Below are 16,839 nucleotides of genomic sequence, written 5' to 3' on the forward strand. Positions count from 1 at the left end.
ATCAGTACTCCACCTTCTGCGAGCGCCTGCGGATGGTTGTCACTTCGTCGCGCTGATTTCCGGTGGGGCCGTGGTAGTTCAGTGCGAAGGACTGCTGCGCGTACCCGCCGATGAGGTGCGAGGGCTTGATCATGATCCGGGTCAGCGCGTTGTGGATACCGCCGCGCTTGCCGCGCGCGTCGTTCACCTCGGGGGTGCCCTCGATGCGCGGCACGTCCACCGCGCGGTCCTGCGCGTGGTACATGAACACGGTGCCCTCGGGCATGCGGTGCGAGACGATGGCGCGCGCGACCACGATGCCGTTGCGGTTGATCGCTTCGATCCAATCGTTGTCGGCCACACCGATCTTCGCGGCGTCCTTGTCCGACATCCAGATCGACTGACCGCCGCGCGAGAGCGTGAGCATGTGCAGGTTGTCCTGGTAGGCGGAGTGGATCGACCACTTCGAGTGCGGCGTCAGATACCGCACGGTGACGCCCTTCTCGGTCACCGAACCCACGCCGGGCTCGCTGAACAGCGCGGTCATGTCGAGCGGCGGCCGGAAGATCGGCAGCTGCTCGCCGAGCTCGATCATCCAGTCGTGATCGAGGTAGAAGTGCTGGCGTCCGGTGAGGGTGTGCCAGGGCTTGAGCCGTTCGGTGTTGATGGTGAACGGCGAGTACCTGCGCCCGCCGGTCTCGCTGCCCGACCATTCCGGCGAGGTGATCACCGGCACCGGCCGAGCCTGGGTGTCCGCGAAGGTGATTCGCTTGCCCTCGTGCTCGGCGGCCAGGTCGGCCATCTTGGTGCCCGTGCGGCGCTCCAGCGCCTCGAAGCCCTCGACGGCGAGCCGGCCGTTGGTGGTGCCGGAGAGCGCCAGAATGGCCTCGGCGGCGTGGGTGTCCTTGGCCAGCGACGGGCGACCCTGCGCCACACCCGAGACCACGGTGCCGTTCATCCCGGCCAGGTACTCGACCTCTTGGTCGGGATAGGTCGTGACGCCCTTGGTGGTGACGCCGAGGGTGTCGACCAGCGGGCCGAGCGCGGCCATCTTCTCGGCCACCTTCGGGTAGTCGCGTTCGACGACCACCAGCTTCGGCATGGTCTTGCCCGGAATCGGTTCGCAGTCACCGGCTTTCCAGTCCAGCACGCGGCCGCCCGCTTGCGCCAGCGCATCCGGCGAGTCGTGCTGCAACGGCACCGCGACGATGTCCTTGCGCTTGCCGAGGTGCTTCTCGGCCATCCAGGAGAAGCCGCGGGCGATCCGGTGGAACGCCTCGAAATCGGTCTTGGCCTCCCACGGCGGGGAAATCGCGGGGGAGAAGGCGTGCACGAACGGGTGCATGTCCGTGGAGGAGAGATCGTGCTTCTCGTACCAGGTGGCCGCGGGCAGCACGATGTCGGAGAAGAGCGTGGTGCTCGTCATCCGGAAGTCCAGGGAGAGCAGCAGATCCAGCTTGCCGGACGGCGCCTCGTCGCGCCAGACCAGCTCTTGCGGCCGCACGCCGGTCGCCTCGGTGGCCTGCAGGTTGGAGTCCGCGCCGAGCAGGTGCTTGTGGAAGTACTCGTTGCCCTTGCCGGAGGAACCGAGCAGGTTCGCACGCCAGACGGTCAGGCAGCGCGGGAAGTTCTCCGGGTCGTCCGGGTCCTCGCAGGCGAAGCGCAGTTCTTCCGACTTCAGCCCGGCCACCACGTGGTCGGCCGGGGTGGCGCCCGCGGCCTCGGCCTCGTCGACGAGGTCGAGCGGGTTGCGGTTGAAGGTCGGGTAGCTCGGCATCCAGCCCAGCCTGCTGGCCAGCGCGATGTTGTCGGCCGCGGTGCGGCCCGCGAACGCGCCCTTGCTGAGCGGCGAGGCGAACGACTGCGCGGTGAACGGGTCGTAGCGCCACTGATCGTTGGTCAGGTACCAGAACACGGTGCCCTGCATCTGGCGTGGCGGGCGCTGCCAGTCGAGGCCGAAAGCCAGAGTGGACCAACCGGTCACCGGGCGGCACTTCTCCTGCCCGACGTAATGCGCCCAGCCGCCGCCGTTCACGCCCTGGCAGCCGGTGAGCAGCGTGAGGGTGAAGAAGGCGCGGTAGATCTGATCGGAGTGGAACCAGTGATTGGTGCCCGCGCCCATCAGGATCATCGAACGTCCGCCGGAACGGTCGGCGTTGTCGGCGAATTCGCGCGCGATGCGCTCGGCCTGCTTGGCCGGGACGCCGGTGATGGTCTCCTGCCATGCGGGGGTGTACGGGGTGGAGGCGTCGTCGTAGCCCGTCGGCCATTCACCGGGGAGTCCGTCGCGCCCGACGCCGTACTGCGCGAGCAGCAGGTCGAACACGGTCGTCACGCGCTTGCCCGCGACCGTGATCGTCGGGACGCCGCGCAGCAGCACACCCGCCTTGTCGGTGTCGAAGCGCGGCAGGCGCACCGCGACGGGTTGATTGCCTTCCGCGCCATAGAGACTCAGCAGCGGGTCGACGTCGCCCAGGTCCAGGTTCCACTTGCCCGCGTCGCCCTCGGTGAAGCGGTGGCCGAGGGAACCGTTGGGCACCACGGGGTTTCCGGCGTCGTCCAGCAGCACGGGCTTGTGCGCCGCGCCCTCGGCGGTCTCGCCCAGATCGGCGGCGGTGAGGAACTTGCCCGCCAGCGCGCCGTCGTGGTGGTAGACACCCTCGGCGTCCCAGCCCTCCGGATCGTCCAGGCAGACCAGGTACGGCAGATCGGTGTAGCGCTTGACGTAGTCGAGGAACCGCGGGGTGTCGCGCTGGAGGAAGAACTCCTTCAGGATCACGTGACCCATCGACATGGCGAGCGCCGCATCGGTTCCCGGCCGCGCGGCTACCCACTCGTCGGCGAACTTGGTGTTGTCGGCGTAGTCGGGGGAGACCACGACCACCTTCTGACCGCGGTAGCGGGCCTCGGTCATGTAGTGCGCGTCCGGGGTCCTGGTGACGGGGACGTTGGAACCCCACATGATCAGGTAGCCCGCGTCGAACCAGTCGGCCGATTCCGGCACGTCGGTCTGATCGCCGAATACCTGCGGCGAGGCCACCGGCAGGTCGGCGTACCAGTCGTAGAACGACAGCATCGATCCGCCGAGCAGCGAGATGAACCGGGCGCCGACCGCGTGGCTGACCATCGACATGGCCGGAATGGGCGAGAAGCCCGCGACCCGGTCGGGGCCGTAGCGCTTGATGGTGTGCACGTGCGCGGCCGCGGCGATCTCGGCGGCCTCCCACCATTCCGCTCGCACGAAACCGCCCTTGCCGCGGGCGGACTTGTAGCGCTTGGCCTTCTCGGGGTCCTCGACGATGGACTCCCAGGCCAGCACGGGATCCTTCAGCCGTTCCTTGGCCTCGCGGTACAGCTCGAGCAGGGTGCCGCGCACGTACGGGTAGCGCACCCGGGCGGGGGAGTAGGTGTACCAGGAGAAGGACGCGCCGCGCGGGCAGCCGCGGGGTTCGTACTCGGGCTTGTCCGCGCCGACCGAGGGGTAGTCGGTCTGCTGCGATTCCCAGGTGATCACGCCGTCCTTGACGTAGATCTTCCAGGAGCACGAGCCCGTGCAGTTCACGCCGTGGGTGGAACGCACCACCTTGTCGTGCGCCCAGCGGTCGCGGTAGAACTCGTCGGCCTGGCGGCCACCGACCTTGTGCAGGCTGCGCTGGTCCGCGGAGACCTCACCGCGCTGAAAGTATTTGCCCAGCCGGAGCAATGCGTCACCGGCGTCGGAGGAAAGCGCGCCCGCCGGATCGGAGGGTGCCGAAACATGAGTGCGTGAGTTAACCACGACGCCCCCTTCGAGCTGTGAAATCGGGCTGTTGCACCGACTGTAAGGAGGTGAAGACGCGCGGCCAAACGATTCTCTCACAGCGCGCGAGAGCCGCCGGTGAGTTGTGAGGTCGCGGCAACCTGGCGGTCACTGGGCGGTTGCGATCGGCTGTCGATGACATTCACGTGACCTGGGCCGATGAGGGCTGACCGGGTTGAATGCGGCAGCGGGCGGGTGTTTCGGGGCCTTGCCGGTGAAGCTTTGGAAACCGGGGGTTCTCGGGCGGTTTACAATCGTTAACACAACCGACAGGGGTTGTTCGGGCCGAATTGTGGCGCCGCCCACTGCCCTCGTGGCTACCATGTCGAACCCCGATTCGTCCAGAGACTTGTGGTTCGCCATTTGTTTGCCGTCGTCCGGCGACAGCCCTCGGTGAGATGATTACGTTCCGCGTATGCAGCGATTCGAGGCCGAAATCCAGACCGCGCGGGGTGGCGGCGCGCGTATATCGCGGTACCCGCCGACGTCGTCGCCGCGCTCGGCGGCGGAGGGCGGATTCCGGTACGGGCCGCTTTCGACGGCATCGAGTACACCGGCTCCATCGTGTCGATGGGCGGCGGACCGTGTCTCGGCATGCTGAAGGCGATCCGCGAGCGGCTCGGCAAGGGACCCGGCGACACCGTCGTGGTCACCCTGAGCCGCGACACCGCCGAGCGGACGGTCGAGGTGCCCGAGGATCTGGCGGCCGCGTTGGCTGCGGCGGGCGTGCGACCGGCCTTCGACGCGCTCTCCCCTTCGCGACGCCGACAACTCGTCGACGCGATCGAGTCCGCCGAGCGCCCGCAGACGCGCGCTCGGCGGATCGGTGAGGCGGTCGCCGCGGCCGGATGACACGCGCACTCGTGCGTCGATTCTTTCCCGGCTCGGCCGCCTTTCCCGGTGCGAGAAATCTGACCGGCCGAATGTGCTTGGGCGCGGCGACTTTTCGCGAATAGAAAACCGACCGGTTGGAAATGGCGTGGAATCTGGTCCTGGGACCGATCGGCCCGGTCGTTCGGACTACTGCCGAATCGGCGGCTCGATGTGAATGGCCGTGGTGGAGGTCGATTTTCACGGCCATGAAGATTGCCGAATTGTAGCCATGACACGAAGCTTGTATGGAATATAAAGAAGGGATATCAGTTAATATCGTCCGCTATGAGTAACAGTCGAGATCGTTGAACGATTGGAGCCATGGACAACCCCCTTGTGGCCGCGGCGCCGACATCTCGGGAGCTTCGACACCGCTGCCACCTGGAAGTAGCCAATTGGTTGATACATCTACGGTTTCATAGGAGCGAATAGCTGTGTCACGCAAGTCGACCGAAGTCAGTCCAGGAGATCTGCTGCGTCCGCCGACCTTCGGCGGGTTGTTGCGTAGATTCCGCGACGACCGGCGGGTATCCAGGGAAAAGCTGGCATTCGCGGCGGGGGTCAGTTCGAGCTATATCACGCACTTGGAAGGCGGCGACCGAGCGCACCCGACCAAGGTGGTGGTGGAGGCGCTCATCGGATACCTGCACCGGGTCGCGCCGCTCTCCGATGCCGAGCGCAGGCACCTGTTCGACCTGGCCGGACTGGCCGAGGCCTCGGCTCCGACGGTCGCCGAGCTGCGTGCCGAGATCACCGAGGACATGCGCAACGGTCTCGTGGTGCACGAGCCGAACGCGGCGGGCTACCTGGACACCCGATGGAACGTCCTGTCGTGCAACGGCCCCTACGCTGCGATTTTCCCCGGCTTGCTCGAGGACGTGAACATCCTGCGCTGGTTCTTCGGCAACGAGTTGTCCAGGCGGGTGATGGTCGAATGGGAGCGCGAGGCCGCGCTCACCGTGGACTGGCTACGCGGACTCATCGGGCAGTCTGCGGGTGGTGACTGGTCCACCGAATTGCTCGACGAACTCGGGCAGTATCCGGAATTCCGCCGGATGTGGGCCGCGGGCGGCACCGCGTACGGCCGGGAAAGCCCGCAAATGCGGCTGCGCGATATCGAAACGGGCGAGCACTTCAGCCTGGACGTGCAGTTGTTCCGGGTGGATTCCGGGAACCACCCGGGCCGGATGCAATTCTTCCTCGGCATCCGCACGCCGCAGGCGGCGTCGCACGGTGTGGGACGGTCGGCCGCGGTCAACGGCTCTCGGACTGCTGGGTCCGCCGTGAACCCCTAGCGGCAGAGTGGTTTTCGGGTAGCACGTTCGGCACCGCGCCCGCCCGTCGACTTCTCGGCGCGGCGTCCCGTCGGCGTGCCACGGGCCGCGCCTGCGTGAAATCGGTTGGGGCGAAACCTGATCGGGCGAAGGCGGGTAGTGGCCGGGACCGGTCGGGCTACGCTGTCGAAATGTGTTGCGGGATAAATGCCGTGGTGGTGAACGGGTCACCGGCTCGGCGGTACTTCCACTGGACGGTGTAGGTACCTCACAGGGCGCGCGGCAAGTCCCACTTCGCCTGGACAACGGTCCGGGAAACGTATTTGATCCGTTTATCGGCGAGGTCGGGCAATTAGTTGCGACACTGTGGATCGATCTCGGACGACAACGGATTGCGCGAACATTGCGGGGAGTGAGTGCTCATGGTTGATGACATCGGTTTGGTACCGCATATCTCGCTGGCCGCTGCCGCGAACTGTGCCAACGGCACATTCGCGGTCTGCGGTGACGAGGGCAGGGCACTGTGGTACGGACCGTTTCTGGACGGCGACATCGACCATCCGCACGACGATCGTCTAGCGGGGGCGATGGCCGCCGCGAACCGGGCAGTGTGGCTGGCGGGCCGTGCTCGTGCCGACGCGGGCCACGCGGAGGCCACCCTGCGCCTCGTCGTGACCGAACCGGACATCGACACCGTCGCCTTGGCATGCACCGCGTCCATGTCCGGCTTGGTGCTGGATCTGGTCTGCTCGGAGGACAATCCGGCCCTGGATTGGTGCCAGGTCTTCGGCAGCCTGGACTGGAATCCGGGCGCGCTGGTCAGTTTGGTCGACGCCGGGGCGTTCGACCCGAGGTCCGGCAGGCATCTACGCGCAGTCGACACCCAGAGGAACAACGACATCGAGGAAGGGTTGCCCATGATCCGCAACGCAGGAGATATCGGTCCGGTGGGTGGGAAGCCGACGGTGGACCCCGGCGTCGAGCTGCGGGCCGCGCTCGAGGCGCTGCTGCTGCACGACGCCATCGGCCTCGACGCCAAGATGCGGCACGCGATCGCGGCGGCGGTGCACCTCGCGGTGGATACGCCGCACGGCCCTCCGGAGGACGCGGACGAGTTCCTCGGCCGCCTGGACGCCGCCTGGCTGCTGGCCGCCTGGGCCGGGAACGACACCGAGATGTCGCTGATCGCCACACTGGCCGCGGGCGACGTGCCCGCGTTGTCCTGGTGCGAACTGATGTTCACCACCGCGCTGGCGCCCTGGTCGACCAGCCCCATCGCGGTGCACGCGCGCCGGATCTTCGCGACGGTCCAGCACGGCCGCATCGGCGCCGTGCGTGCGCAGGTGCGTGTCTCCGGGGCCTGATACCCGGCACGCCTGTCCGCGTCCGGGTGGTAGGGGCCCGGAACCGGACGATCAGGCCGGATCGATCTCCGCGAAGGAGTCGATCCACCGGTGCGGTGGGCGCGGGGGATTGGGCTCGCCCGGCCGGTGCACTCCGATGGCCGACCATCCCGCCGCGACGGCCGCGTCGAGTTCCTCCGGATGGTCGGAGAGGAACAGGATCTCGTCGGCGGGCACGCCGATCGCGCTCGCGATCTTGTCGTAGGACGCGGCCTCGCGCTTCGGGCCCGCGGTGGACAGATCGAAATACCCGCTGATCGATGAACCGAGCTCGCCGCCGCGCGCGAAGGCGAACCAATCGCGCTGGTTGCGCACCGAACCCGACGAGTACACGTACAGCGTCAGCCCCGCGGCCTTCCATGCCGCCAGCGCGGGCGCGACGTCGGGGAAGAACTCGCCGTGCAGTGCGCCGCTGCGGAAGCCCTCGTGACAGATCAGGCCCTGCGCGGTCTTGAGCGGCTCGGCCTTCACGTCCGAGCCGAGCCAGCCGCGCAGGATCTCGGCCACCTCGGTGGTGTCCGCGTCCGGGCGTCCGGCCAGTTCCCTGGCGCCCGCGAGGACCGGCGCCGCCGCGTCCGCGCTGTTGTCGGCCAGCCACTGCGGCAGCCGATCCCGGGTGTAGCCGTAGAGGTCCTCGCGCACGGAACTGGTCGGGCTGGTGGTGCCCTCGATATCGAGGACGATCGCCCGGGTCACGACGCGGTGAGCAGTTCGTCGAGGGTGGGGAAGCCTTCGCTGATCCGGTCGCCGGTGAAGTCGCCGACCCAGCCGTCCTCCTCCTCGAAGAAGCGGATGGCGATGAAATCGGGCCGGGTGCCCATGTCGAACCAGTGCAGCGTGCCCGCGGGGACCGACAGCAGATCGCCGCCCTCGCAGACCACCGCGAGCACCTCGTCGCCCAGGTGCAGATAGAAGCAGCCGCGGCCTGCGGCGAAGTAGCGCACCTCGTCCTCGGCGTGCCGGTGCTCGTTCAGGAACTTCTCGCGGGCGCCCTTGGCGATCGCGGGCCACTCGGGGTTCGCGTCGTCGGGGTGGATGCGCGCGATATCGATGTGCTTGTAGCGGCCGGCGTCGTTCAGCTCGGCGACCCGGTCGGCGTAGTGGGCCAGCAGGTCGTCCGAGGGGATCGCGGCGGCGTCGTCGAGCGCGGGCCAGCGGTCGAACGTGATGCCGTGCGCGGCGAGTTCGGCGGCGATCACGGTGTCGTCGGTGGTCCGCACGCGCACGTCGGCGGCGTTGTCGGCGGCCATCACCTGGAGCAGGGTCATGTCGGTCCAATCTCGAGTGGCTCGGCGGGGGTGGCGAAGGCGTGCCTGCGCCCGGTGCGAATCACCAGCTCGCACAGGGCTTCCAGGCATTCGGCGCGATCGCGTGCCCGGGAGAGATTCTCCCCCCAGGTGGTGATGCCGTGCCCGGCGATGCACAACACGGGTGGGGCGGAGGGATTGTCGCGCAGATAGCGTTCGATGTCGGCGCCGATGCGCGGCACGTCGCGCCAGTTCGGGAACACCGGGATATCGATCGCCGTCGGATCGGCGGAACCGAGTCCCTTGATGAGTTCGAAATCGGTGATGCGCAGGATGGTTTCCCGCTCGGCCGCGCCCGCTTCGGTCGCCAGCACGGTCGCGTACGGCGAGTGCACGTGGACGACGGCCGCGGCGTCGGTGGTGCGGTACACGGCGGTGTGAATGGTGGTCTCGGCGGAGGGTTTCCGTCGCAGGCCCGGCAGCGGGGTGGAGTCCGCGACGGACACGGTCACCATGTCCGCGGGTGTCAGCTCGCCTTTCGACAGTCCGCTGCCGGTGATCACGGCGGTCGCGCCCGCGCGCACCGAGAGGTTGCCGGCGGTGCCCGGCATCCAGCCGCGCCCGTAGAGTTCCTTCGCGATCGCGGCGAGTTCGGCGCCCGCCGAATCGTCTTCTCCCGCTTCGCCGTTCGTACCGTGCACCACGCCGTTCTCGGTGACGACCGCGGTGACCAGCTCGCTCGGCGTCACGTCGAAGGCGGGATTGAAGACCTCGGTGTTCGCGGGAGCCGTTGCGACACCGCCGAATCCGGTCACCTCGGCCGCGGCCCGCTCCTCGATGACGATGTCGTGGCCGGTGGCCGTGTTCGGGTCCCGCGTCGACTCCGGAGCCACCACGATGAACGGGATGCCGTGCCGGTGGGCGGCGAGTGCGACGGCGTAGGTGCCGATCTTGTTGGCCACGTCGCCGTTCGCGGTGACCCGGTCCGCGCCGACCAGCACGCAGTCGACCTGGCCGGTGGCCATCGCCCACGCGGCGGCCGAGTCGATGGTCAGCCGGTGCGGAATGCCCGCCTCGGCCAGCTCCCACGCCGTCAGCCGTGCGCCCTGTAGCAGCGGGCGGGTCTCGTCCACCAGCACGTTCTCGATCGCGCCGCGCTCGGCGAGCACCCGCAGCGCGCCGATCGCGGTGCCGAAGGCGCTGGTCGCCAGTCGGCCGGTGTTGCAATGGGTCAGCACCCGCAGCGGCCGGTCCGCGCACAGCCGCTGTACCAGGTCGGCGGCGTGCGTGGCGGCGGCCCGGTTGACGCGGCCGTCCTCGTCCAGCATGTCCAGGGTCTCGGCGAGCACCGCGTCGGCGCCCGCCGGAACACGGGTACGGACCCGCTCGACGGCCCACGCCAGGTTCACCGCGGTCGGCCGTGCCGCGGCGATGCGGTCGGCCTCGGCCTGCACCCGCGCCTCGTCGACGACGCCGTCGGCGGTGTGCGCGGCGGTCGCGATGACCACGCCGAACGCGCCCGCGATCCCGATGGCGGGCGCGCCACGGATGGCCAGCGTCTCGAGCGCCTCGATGATCTCGTCCACCGTGCCGAGGCGCAGCTCCCGCACCTCGTGCGGCAGTCCGCGCTGGTCGATGGTGACCAGGGCACCGTCGTCCCAGACCAGGGAACTGTCGTCCATTCAGGCGCATCCTTTGTCGCGAATAACTGCATACTGCCTGGTAAACGGTATCCGACCGGCCCCGGTGGCCGACACCCGGCTCAGTGCTCGACGGACTCCGCGCGCAGCTTCGCGGCTCGTTCGCGCGGGTCGTAATCGGGGCCGACGCCCTCGATGAGCAGCAGGTCGCCGTCGATGTGATCGGCCCGCAGGCGCAGGATCGCCTGGTACGCCGGGGAGTGGTACCAGGCCCTGGCTCGCGTCAGGTCCGGGAACTCGATCAGCACCATGCTGCCCGGCCAGTCGCCTTCCACCACCTCGACCGGCGGTCCATGGATCACGAACCGGCCGTCGAACGGGTCCAGGGTGTCCTGGATGCGTTCCAGATACTCCAGGATGTCCGGGTGCGGACGGCGGCTGCGCAGGTGGGCGAAGCCAAACGCGGACATGATCGATCCCTTCGACGCGGTGGGCCGCTGCGAGGCGAGCGGTGCGCCGAACGTATCGCCGCCCGCGCCGCGCGTCGATTACCCGCGAGGTAATGACGGGGCGTGGAAAGGTCGGTGGAGCAGGGGTTTTCATTCGGCGACGAACTCCGCCTCGCGCTCGACGGCCTCGATGATCGGACGCGGCACCCCGACCGGACCCGGCGTGTAGGTGACCGCGCGCAGGTCGCCGGTGTAGCGGAACGGACCCCGGCGTTCGCGCAGGTCCCAGGACACCGGGCCGCGCGCGTCGACGCCGACGGAGATGCCGGTCCACGGCGACATGCCGACCAGCTGCACCCGGTCGGTCAGCTCGGCGTGCGGGCCGCCCTGCACCTCGACGCGGAAATCCCAGCGCAGTCGCGGCCGCACGCGAGCGGTGACGGTGATCCGTCCGACGCCGGGCGCGAGAGGCGCGGTGGCGGTCTCGGCGTAGTCGCCGTAGCTGTTGACGCCGAGCACCACCCGCCCGTCCTCGATGTAGACCAGGTAGCCGCCCAGCGGAGCGCCGTGCGCCACCAGCACGCCCTCGTCGCCCGGCCGGTAGCCGCCCAGCTCGACGGCGATCTCGCAGTCGCGGTTGGCGATCAGGCGCTGGGAGCGGTAGCGCTCCAGCGTCGGGGTGCCCGCCAGCAGGCGCACCGGCGCGGTGAAGCGGGCTTCCTCCGGCCGTCGCGCGACCAGATCCTGGCGGGTGAGCAGCGGGAATACCGTGTTGGCCCAGGCTTATTCGTCCCAGGCGGCGGCCAGCTCGGCGACCTTGTCCCGATGTCGTGCGGAGAGATCGTGCAGCTCGGTCGGATCGGCGCGCACGTGTACCTGGCGAATCGGCGGCGCTCCTCGTCGCTGAGCGAATCCCATTCGGCCGCTTCGTAACCCGGCTCGGTGTTGCGCGGCTTCTGCTCGGTGCACGGCGGGAAGATCCCCGCGGCGAGCTGGGCGGCGAACCTGTTCCGGCGCAGTTCGTCCCACCCCGCGGCGTAGCGGCCGCGATACCTGGCCAGGTCCTCGGGCTTGGCCTGCAAGGGACCGTGCATGGCGACGTGCGCGAAATAGAGGAAGAACGGTTTGGTCGTGTCGTGCGCGCGCAGGTCCTTCAGGTAGCCGATCGCCTTGTCGGTCAGGTCGTCGGTGAGGTAATAGCCCTCCGGGTACTCCTCGACATCCACCACCGAGCTGTCGGAGACCAGCTGATTCGGGTAGTAGAAGGAGTTCAGCCCCTCCAGCGAACCGTAGTACCGGTCGAATCCGCGCTGAGTGGGCCACGAGTCGCGGTGCGCCGCGGGGTTCATCGTGGCGTCGCGCACCAGATGCCACTTGCCCACCGCGTAGGTGGCGTAGCCGTTGTGGCGCAGGATCTCCGGAAGGGTCAGCACATCGTCGGCGAGCTCGAGCCGCAGGCCGGGGTAGCCGGGATCGGAGTTTGCGACGAAGCCGAAACCGGCTCGGTAGGCGTTGATTCCGGTCAGCAGCGAGGCGCGCGAGGGCGAGCAGAGCGGCGTGGTGTGGTAGTTGGTGAGGCGGACACCGTCGGCGGCCAGCCGATCCAGCGTCGGCGTCTCGATCTCGGAGCCGAACGGCCCGATGTCGCTGTATCCCATGTCGTCGACCAGCACCACGACGATGTTGGGCGCGCCCTCCGGCGCGGTGGGCGGGTACGTCCAGTCGGGTGTCGAGTCGGCGGTGGTGCGGCCGACGGCGCCGTTGAAGGATTCGTAACCGCGCGCGGAGGATGGAACAGCCATCTTTTCAGTAGACGATCGAAAAGGTGTGGCTTACCAGGGTTTGGCGCAGGGTGCGCGAAACCCGTGTGAGAGGCGTCGTACCCGGGCCGAGCATCCGAATTGAAAAAGATGGGTAAAGAAAGAACCGCGTCTGCCGGTTCCGCAGAAACCGGCAGACGCAGTTCGGAGTCATTCAGTTTTGGCCGTGACGCCGATCCCGCTCGCGCTGCTCTTCGGTCATGCGCTCGTTGGGATTCGACCCTGACCGGCCGATGCCCTGCTCCTGGCGCTGCTGTTGCTGCTGCCTCGGCATCTGCTTGGGCATTTTCTTAGGCGTTTTCTTCGACTTTTCAGCCATCTCCACTCGGTCCTTTCCGAAGTGATTGGATTCGCCTAACGACAATCACCATAGCGAGCGGGAATCAATCGGGGAAGAGAAGAGTGAAAATATGTAGAGACGCCCCGGTCGGCGACCGTTTTTCAGAGCGGCAGAAGTAGGAATTCCACGGAAATCCCGTCGGACGCCTCGGCGGGCACCACGACGAGGCCGTCGCGGTCGACGAGTCCGCCCAGATGGGCGGTGCGCACGGTCGGGTCGCCGATCCAGCCGCCGGCCGGCGCGATGCGCGCCGGAACGATACGCGGAACCGGACCCGACACGTCGGCGGCGTTGTGCAGCGGGCCGGTCAGCGGGCGGGCCGGGCGTGCTCCGGTCCGTCCCTCGACGATGGCGGGGGCGAGCGCCAACAGGGTGGCGACGGCCGCGAACGGATTCCCGGGCAGGCCGAGAATAGTTGTGCCACCTTCTGTTTCGGCGACAACGGTGGACCCGCCCGGACGCAGGCGGAGACGGGGGACGAGCACGCGGGACTCGGCGCGCGCGATCGCAGCGCGGAGTTGATCGGCCGCGCCGCCACCCGTCGCGCCGACGATGACGAGCAGATCGCAATCGCTTGCGGCGGCGAGGACTTCGTCGAAGCCGTTGGGGGTGTCGCGCAGGTGCACCCGGTCGACGGTGCGGATGCCCGATCCGGCGAGCAGGTCGGGCAGGATCGGACCGATCGAGTCCCTGGTCTGTCCCGCGCGCAGCGGGCCCTCGCTGCGGATCTCGTCGCCGGTCATCACGATGCGCGCGCGGACCGGACCGCGCACCGCCGCCTCGGTGACCTCGACGCTGGCGGCCGCCGAGATCAGCGCGGCGGTCACCGGCGCGCCCTCCGGCGCGACCAGATCGCCGGGACCGCGGTCCTCGCCGCGGCGGCGGATGTCGTCACGGATCGGTGTGTCGGGTAGCCGGTGCAGGGTCTTGCCCGCGTCCACCCGCACGAACTCGTCACGGACCACGGTGGTGGTGCCGTCGGGCACGTGCGCACCGGTGGCGATGCGCACCGCCTCGCCGGGCAGCAGCCCGACCGGGCGCTGTCCGCCCGCGAAGCCGATGTCGCGGCGCAGCCGCCACGGTCCGTCCCCGGCGACGGCGTACCCGTCCATCGCGGACACGTCGAAGCGGGGCAGCGCGTCCGCCGCGGTGAGCGGCGCGGCCAGTGCCGCACCGCGCACGCTCGGCAGGTCCGTCCGGTAGACGGTGAGCCGGGTGAGGCTGTCGCGCAGCGTGTTCCGTGCCTCGTCGAGTGTCATGGGCGTGGTGTCGGCGGCCAGTGCCCGCGCCTTGCGTACTTCTTCCTCGGTGTCGCAGTCGGCGACACCGGCCAGGCCGACGATCACGGTGTCGGCGGGCACCAGCGCCTTCATCGGCTGGTTTATCAGCGAATCCAGTTCGGCGAGTGCGGAACTGAGCGCGGAGCGCCGCCAGACGCCGATCAGGTACTGCGGGCGGCCCGACTCGTCGGCGGCGAAGACCGCCTCGGCGCCGGATTCCGCTTCGTGCCTGAGCAGTTCGGCGATGGCCGAGGGTGTCAGGAACGGCATGTCGGCGGCCAGCACCACCACCAGCGGCGCGGTGGAGCCGGCCAGCGCGCGCAGCCCGGCATCGATCGCGGCGACCGGGCCCGAACCCGGCGGCACCTCGCGGACCTGCCGGATCGCCGGATTCAGCTCCGGCCGGTGCGGTCCGACGACCACGGTGTGCCCACGACCCGCGACCGCGGCGAGCGCCGCGTCCAGCATCGAGCGGCCGCCGATCACGATGGCGGGTTTGTCCACCCCGCCCATGCGGCTGGCCCGCCCGCCGGCGAGCACGATCGCGTCGGCGGCTGTCAACGGATTGGCTCCGCAGTGAGGTACACCATGTCCGAAATGCTAATTCGGGCGCGGGGCGGGCGGGGCAGGCAGCCCGTCGGAGGGGCGATCCCGAGCTCAGACCCTGGACAGGTCGGGCGATCGGCGCAGCAGGCAGAACTCGTTGGTCTCCGGGTCGGCGAACACGGTATTCGGTCCGCCGCCGCTGTCGCCGAGCGGGACGGCGCCCGCCGCGAGCAGCCGCGCCGCCTCGCGCGCGGGATCGTCGGTGGGGAACGCCGCGAGATCGAGGTGCAGCCGATTGCGTCCGCTCTTCACGTCCGGGGTGCGGACGAACTCCAGCCAGGACCCGAGCCCTGTGGCGGAACGCAGACCGGCCACGTGCGGGCCGGAATGCGCGATCGGCCAGCCCGAGGCGGCCGACCAGAACCGAGCGAGCCGCGCGGGCTCATGGGTGTCCATCACGATGGCCGCCACCGCGCCGGTGTCCACGTACTGCTCCCGCGGTTCCAGCACGCAGAATTCGTTGCCCTCGGGGTCGGCGAGCACCGCCCACGGCGTCCCGCCCTGTCCGATGTCGACGTGCCGCGCCCCCAGTACCAGCGCCCGGTCCACCTGGACGCGCTGATGGTCGAGCGAGCGACTGGCCAGGTCGAGGTGCAGGCGGTTCTTGCCGCTCTTCGCGGTGTCGGCGGCCAGGAAGGTCAGCGCGATGTCCAGGCCGTCGGGGTCGGGCGCGGCGACGTCGACCCGGTCGGCCCGGTCGACGGTCACCGACCAGCCGAGCAGCTGCGCCCAGAACTCCGCGACGACGCGCGGCCGCTGCGCATCGAAGACGACACACGCCAGGCGGGTGGACATGATTCCACGTTAACGCCTTGGCGGATCCGGAAGTTCGGGAAACCGGAAACGCGCTTCGCGCAGATCCACCCGGCCCTCCCTGATCGGCACGCCCTCGGCCGCGAGCAGCCGCAACTGGCGGTCGGCCAGGTGGGCGGCGGGCTTGCCGCCCGCGCCGAGCACGCGGTGCCACGGCAGGTCGGCGGCGTCGGTGCGCATGATCCAGCCGACCGTGCGCGGGGTGGAGAGCCCGACCGCGGCGGCGATGTCGCCGTAGGTGGCGACCTTGCCGGAGGGAATGCTCGCGACGAGCTCGCGGACCCGCTCGATATCGGCGTCGGAGGTCGGCACCGGACAAATGTGCCCTGTCGAGCGGGGGTCGTCAACAGCTCGCGCGGCCCGGAAGGTCTACAGGGCCGCCTGGATCAGTGCGGCGGTCTCGGCCGGACGCGCCTGGGCGACCATGTGGTCGCAGTCGAATTCGTGCACGGTCAGTCGCGGGCCCAGCTGCGCGACGAGGGCGGCGCGGAACTCGGGCGTCACGAACGGCGGCTGCACCTTCATCGCCTGCACCAGCACCGTCGGCACGTCGGCGGGCGGCAGCACGAACCCGCGAGCCAGCTGGCCCCAGTAAGAAATGACGGCGGGCAGACTCAGCCGCCAGCCGACCCGGCCGTCCTCGGTGGGTGTCAAGTGCTCGGCGAGCTCGGCCTCCAGCAGCCGGGGTTCGACGTCGTGCCAGGCGCTGGCGAGTTTGTCCCGGCGCGCGTCGTCGACATCGGCGTAGTCGGGGTGCGCGACCGTCCTGGCCGCGATGTCGGCGAGCAGGCTCGCGTCCTCCGCGATCGCGGGATCGAGCAGGACGAGCCCGCGCACCAGCTCCGGATGGCGAGCGGCCAGGTGCACGGCGACCGCGCCGCCGAAGGAATGGCCGACCACCAGCACCGGGCCGTTGGTCTCGGCGGCGAGCAGGTCGACCAGGTCGGCGACGACCGTCTCGAAGTCCCACGGCGGCAGCGCCGTCGACCGGCCGTGTCCGCGCAGGTCCGGCGCCACGACGCGGACATCGGGGAGGTGCTCGGCGGCCAGCGCGGCCCAGCGGTGGCCGTGCCCGGTCAGCCCGTGCAGGGCGAGCACGGTCGATCCTTCGGCGGGACCGAAGCGGTGAACGTGGAGAGTCGACACCGGCCCATTCTGTCGGGTCGGGCGGCTCGCCGCTCGGAAGGGCCGCCGGGGCGGCGGCGTCCCGGTGTCGCGGAGGTGGCCGTGACGTGGACAACGTCCGGCCGGAGTGGGCCGATGGCGTGTCAGCCCTGTCTGTTGCAATAGCCGACGTGGTGCGATCGGATAGCGCG

The 16,839-nt window shown here is 69.4% G+C and carries 13 protein-coding genes and 1 pseudogene; 3 read left to right on the top strand and 11 right to left on the bottom strand.

Annotated elements, in window-relative coordinates; all coding sequences use genetic code 11:
* Window position 1: 1 nt before the first annotated feature.
* Window positions 2-3,757 (bottom strand): nitrate reductase subunit alpha, encoded by a 3,756-nt coding sequence (locus ACRWNM_RS15470; protein ID WP_431967915.1) that lies wholly within the window; start codon window positions 3,755-3,757, stop codon window positions 2-4.
* Window positions 3,758-4,294: 537 nt separating this feature from the next.
* Here ACRWNM_RS15470 and ACRWNM_RS15475 point away from each other — a divergent pair.
* The 3 genes from ACRWNM_RS15475 to ACRWNM_RS15485 all read left to right on the top strand — a co-directional run bounded on the left by ACRWNM_RS15475 (window position 4,295) and on the right by ACRWNM_RS15485 (window position 7,289).
* Window positions 4,295-4,630 carry a YdeI/OmpD-associated family protein gene (locus ACRWNM_RS15475; protein WP_431968007.1) on the top strand — a complete coding sequence of 112 codons (336 nt, stop codon included), beginning with the start codon at window positions 4,295-4,297 and terminating at the stop codon, window positions 4,628-4,630.
* A gap of 455 nt (window positions 4,631-5,085) precedes the next feature.
* The gene (locus tag ACRWNM_RS15480) at window positions 5,086-5,946 is read left to right on the top strand and encodes a helix-turn-helix transcriptional regulator (RefSeq protein ID WP_431967917.1); all 861 of its coding nucleotides are present in this window, start codon (window positions 5,086-5,088) and stop codon (window positions 5,944-5,946) included.
* A 401-nt stretch (window positions 5,947-6,347) separates the two neighbouring features.
* A complete protein-coding gene (locus tag ACRWNM_RS15485; protein WP_431967919.1) occupies window positions 6,348-7,289 on the top strand; it encodes a hypothetical protein in 942 nt (313 codons plus the stop codon).
* A gap of 51 nt (window positions 7,290-7,340) precedes the next feature.
* Here the strand turns inward: ACRWNM_RS15485 and mtnC are convergent, their stop codons facing one another.
* The 10 genes and pseudogenes from mtnC to ACRWNM_RS15535 form a co-directional block, all read right to left on the bottom strand.
* Window positions 7,341-8,024 (bottom strand): acireductone synthase, encoded by a 684-nt coding sequence (mtnC, locus tag ACRWNM_RS15490; RefSeq protein ID WP_431967921.1) that lies wholly within the window; start codon window positions 8,022-8,024, stop codon window positions 7,341-7,343.
* A complete protein-coding gene (locus ACRWNM_RS15495) occupies window positions 8,021-8,596 on the bottom strand; it encodes a 1,2-dihydroxy-3-keto-5-methylthiopentene dioxygenase (protein WP_431967923.1) in 576 nt (191 codons plus the stop codon). Before ACRWNM_RS15495 ends, mtnC begins: the two co-directional genes overlap by 4 nt.
* Window positions 8,593-10,257 (bottom strand): S-methyl-5-thioribose-1-phosphate isomerase, encoded by a 1,665-nt coding sequence (mtnA, locus tag ACRWNM_RS15500; protein WP_431967925.1) that lies wholly within the window; start codon window positions 10,255-10,257, stop codon window positions 8,593-8,595. The genes ACRWNM_RS15495 and mtnA overlap by 4 nt, the downstream gene beginning before the upstream one ends.
* Window positions 10,258-10,337: 80 nt before the next feature.
* Entirely contained in the window at window positions 10,338-10,685 is a 348-nt protein-coding gene (locus ACRWNM_RS15505) for a DUF1330 domain-containing protein (protein WP_431967927.1), read from the bottom strand.
* A gap of 369 nt (window positions 10,686-11,054) precedes the next feature.
* A pseudogene (locus ACRWNM_RS15510) lies at window positions 11,055-12,466 on the bottom strand (sulfatase-like hydrolase/transferase); the annotation flags it as partial.
* 172 nt (window positions 12,467-12,638) lie between these two features.
* A complete protein-coding gene (locus ACRWNM_RS15515; RefSeq protein WP_431967929.1) occupies window positions 12,639-12,803 on the bottom strand; it encodes a hypothetical protein in 165 nt (54 codons plus the stop codon).
* Between the two features lie 122 nt (window positions 12,804-12,925).
* Window positions 12,926-14,665, bottom strand: coding sequence for an NTP transferase domain-containing protein (locus tag ACRWNM_RS15520; RefSeq protein ID WP_431967931.1), 1,740 nt, complete (start codon window positions 14,663-14,665; stop codon window positions 12,926-12,928).
* A 96-nt stretch (window positions 14,666-14,761) separates the two neighbouring features.
* Window positions 14,762-15,505 carry a VOC family protein gene (locus ACRWNM_RS15525; RefSeq protein ID WP_431967933.1) on the bottom strand — a complete coding sequence of 248 codons (744 nt, stop codon included), beginning with the start codon at window positions 15,503-15,505 and terminating at the stop codon, window positions 14,762-14,764.
* A gap of 9 nt (window positions 15,506-15,514) precedes the next feature.
* Window positions 15,515-15,835, bottom strand: coding sequence for an MGMT family protein (locus ACRWNM_RS15530; protein ID WP_431967935.1), 321 nt, complete (start codon window positions 15,833-15,835; stop codon window positions 15,515-15,517).
* Window positions 15,836-15,892: 57 nt separating this feature from the next.
* Entirely contained in the window at window positions 15,893-16,669 is a 777-nt protein-coding gene (locus tag ACRWNM_RS15535) for an alpha/beta fold hydrolase (protein ID WP_431967937.1), read from the bottom strand.
* Window positions 16,670-16,839 lie beyond the last annotated feature (170 nt).

This window comes from Nocardia sp. bgisy134, from assembly GCF_965341865.1.
GTDB lineage: Bacteria > Actinomycetota > Actinomycetes > Mycobacteriales > Mycobacteriaceae > Nocardia.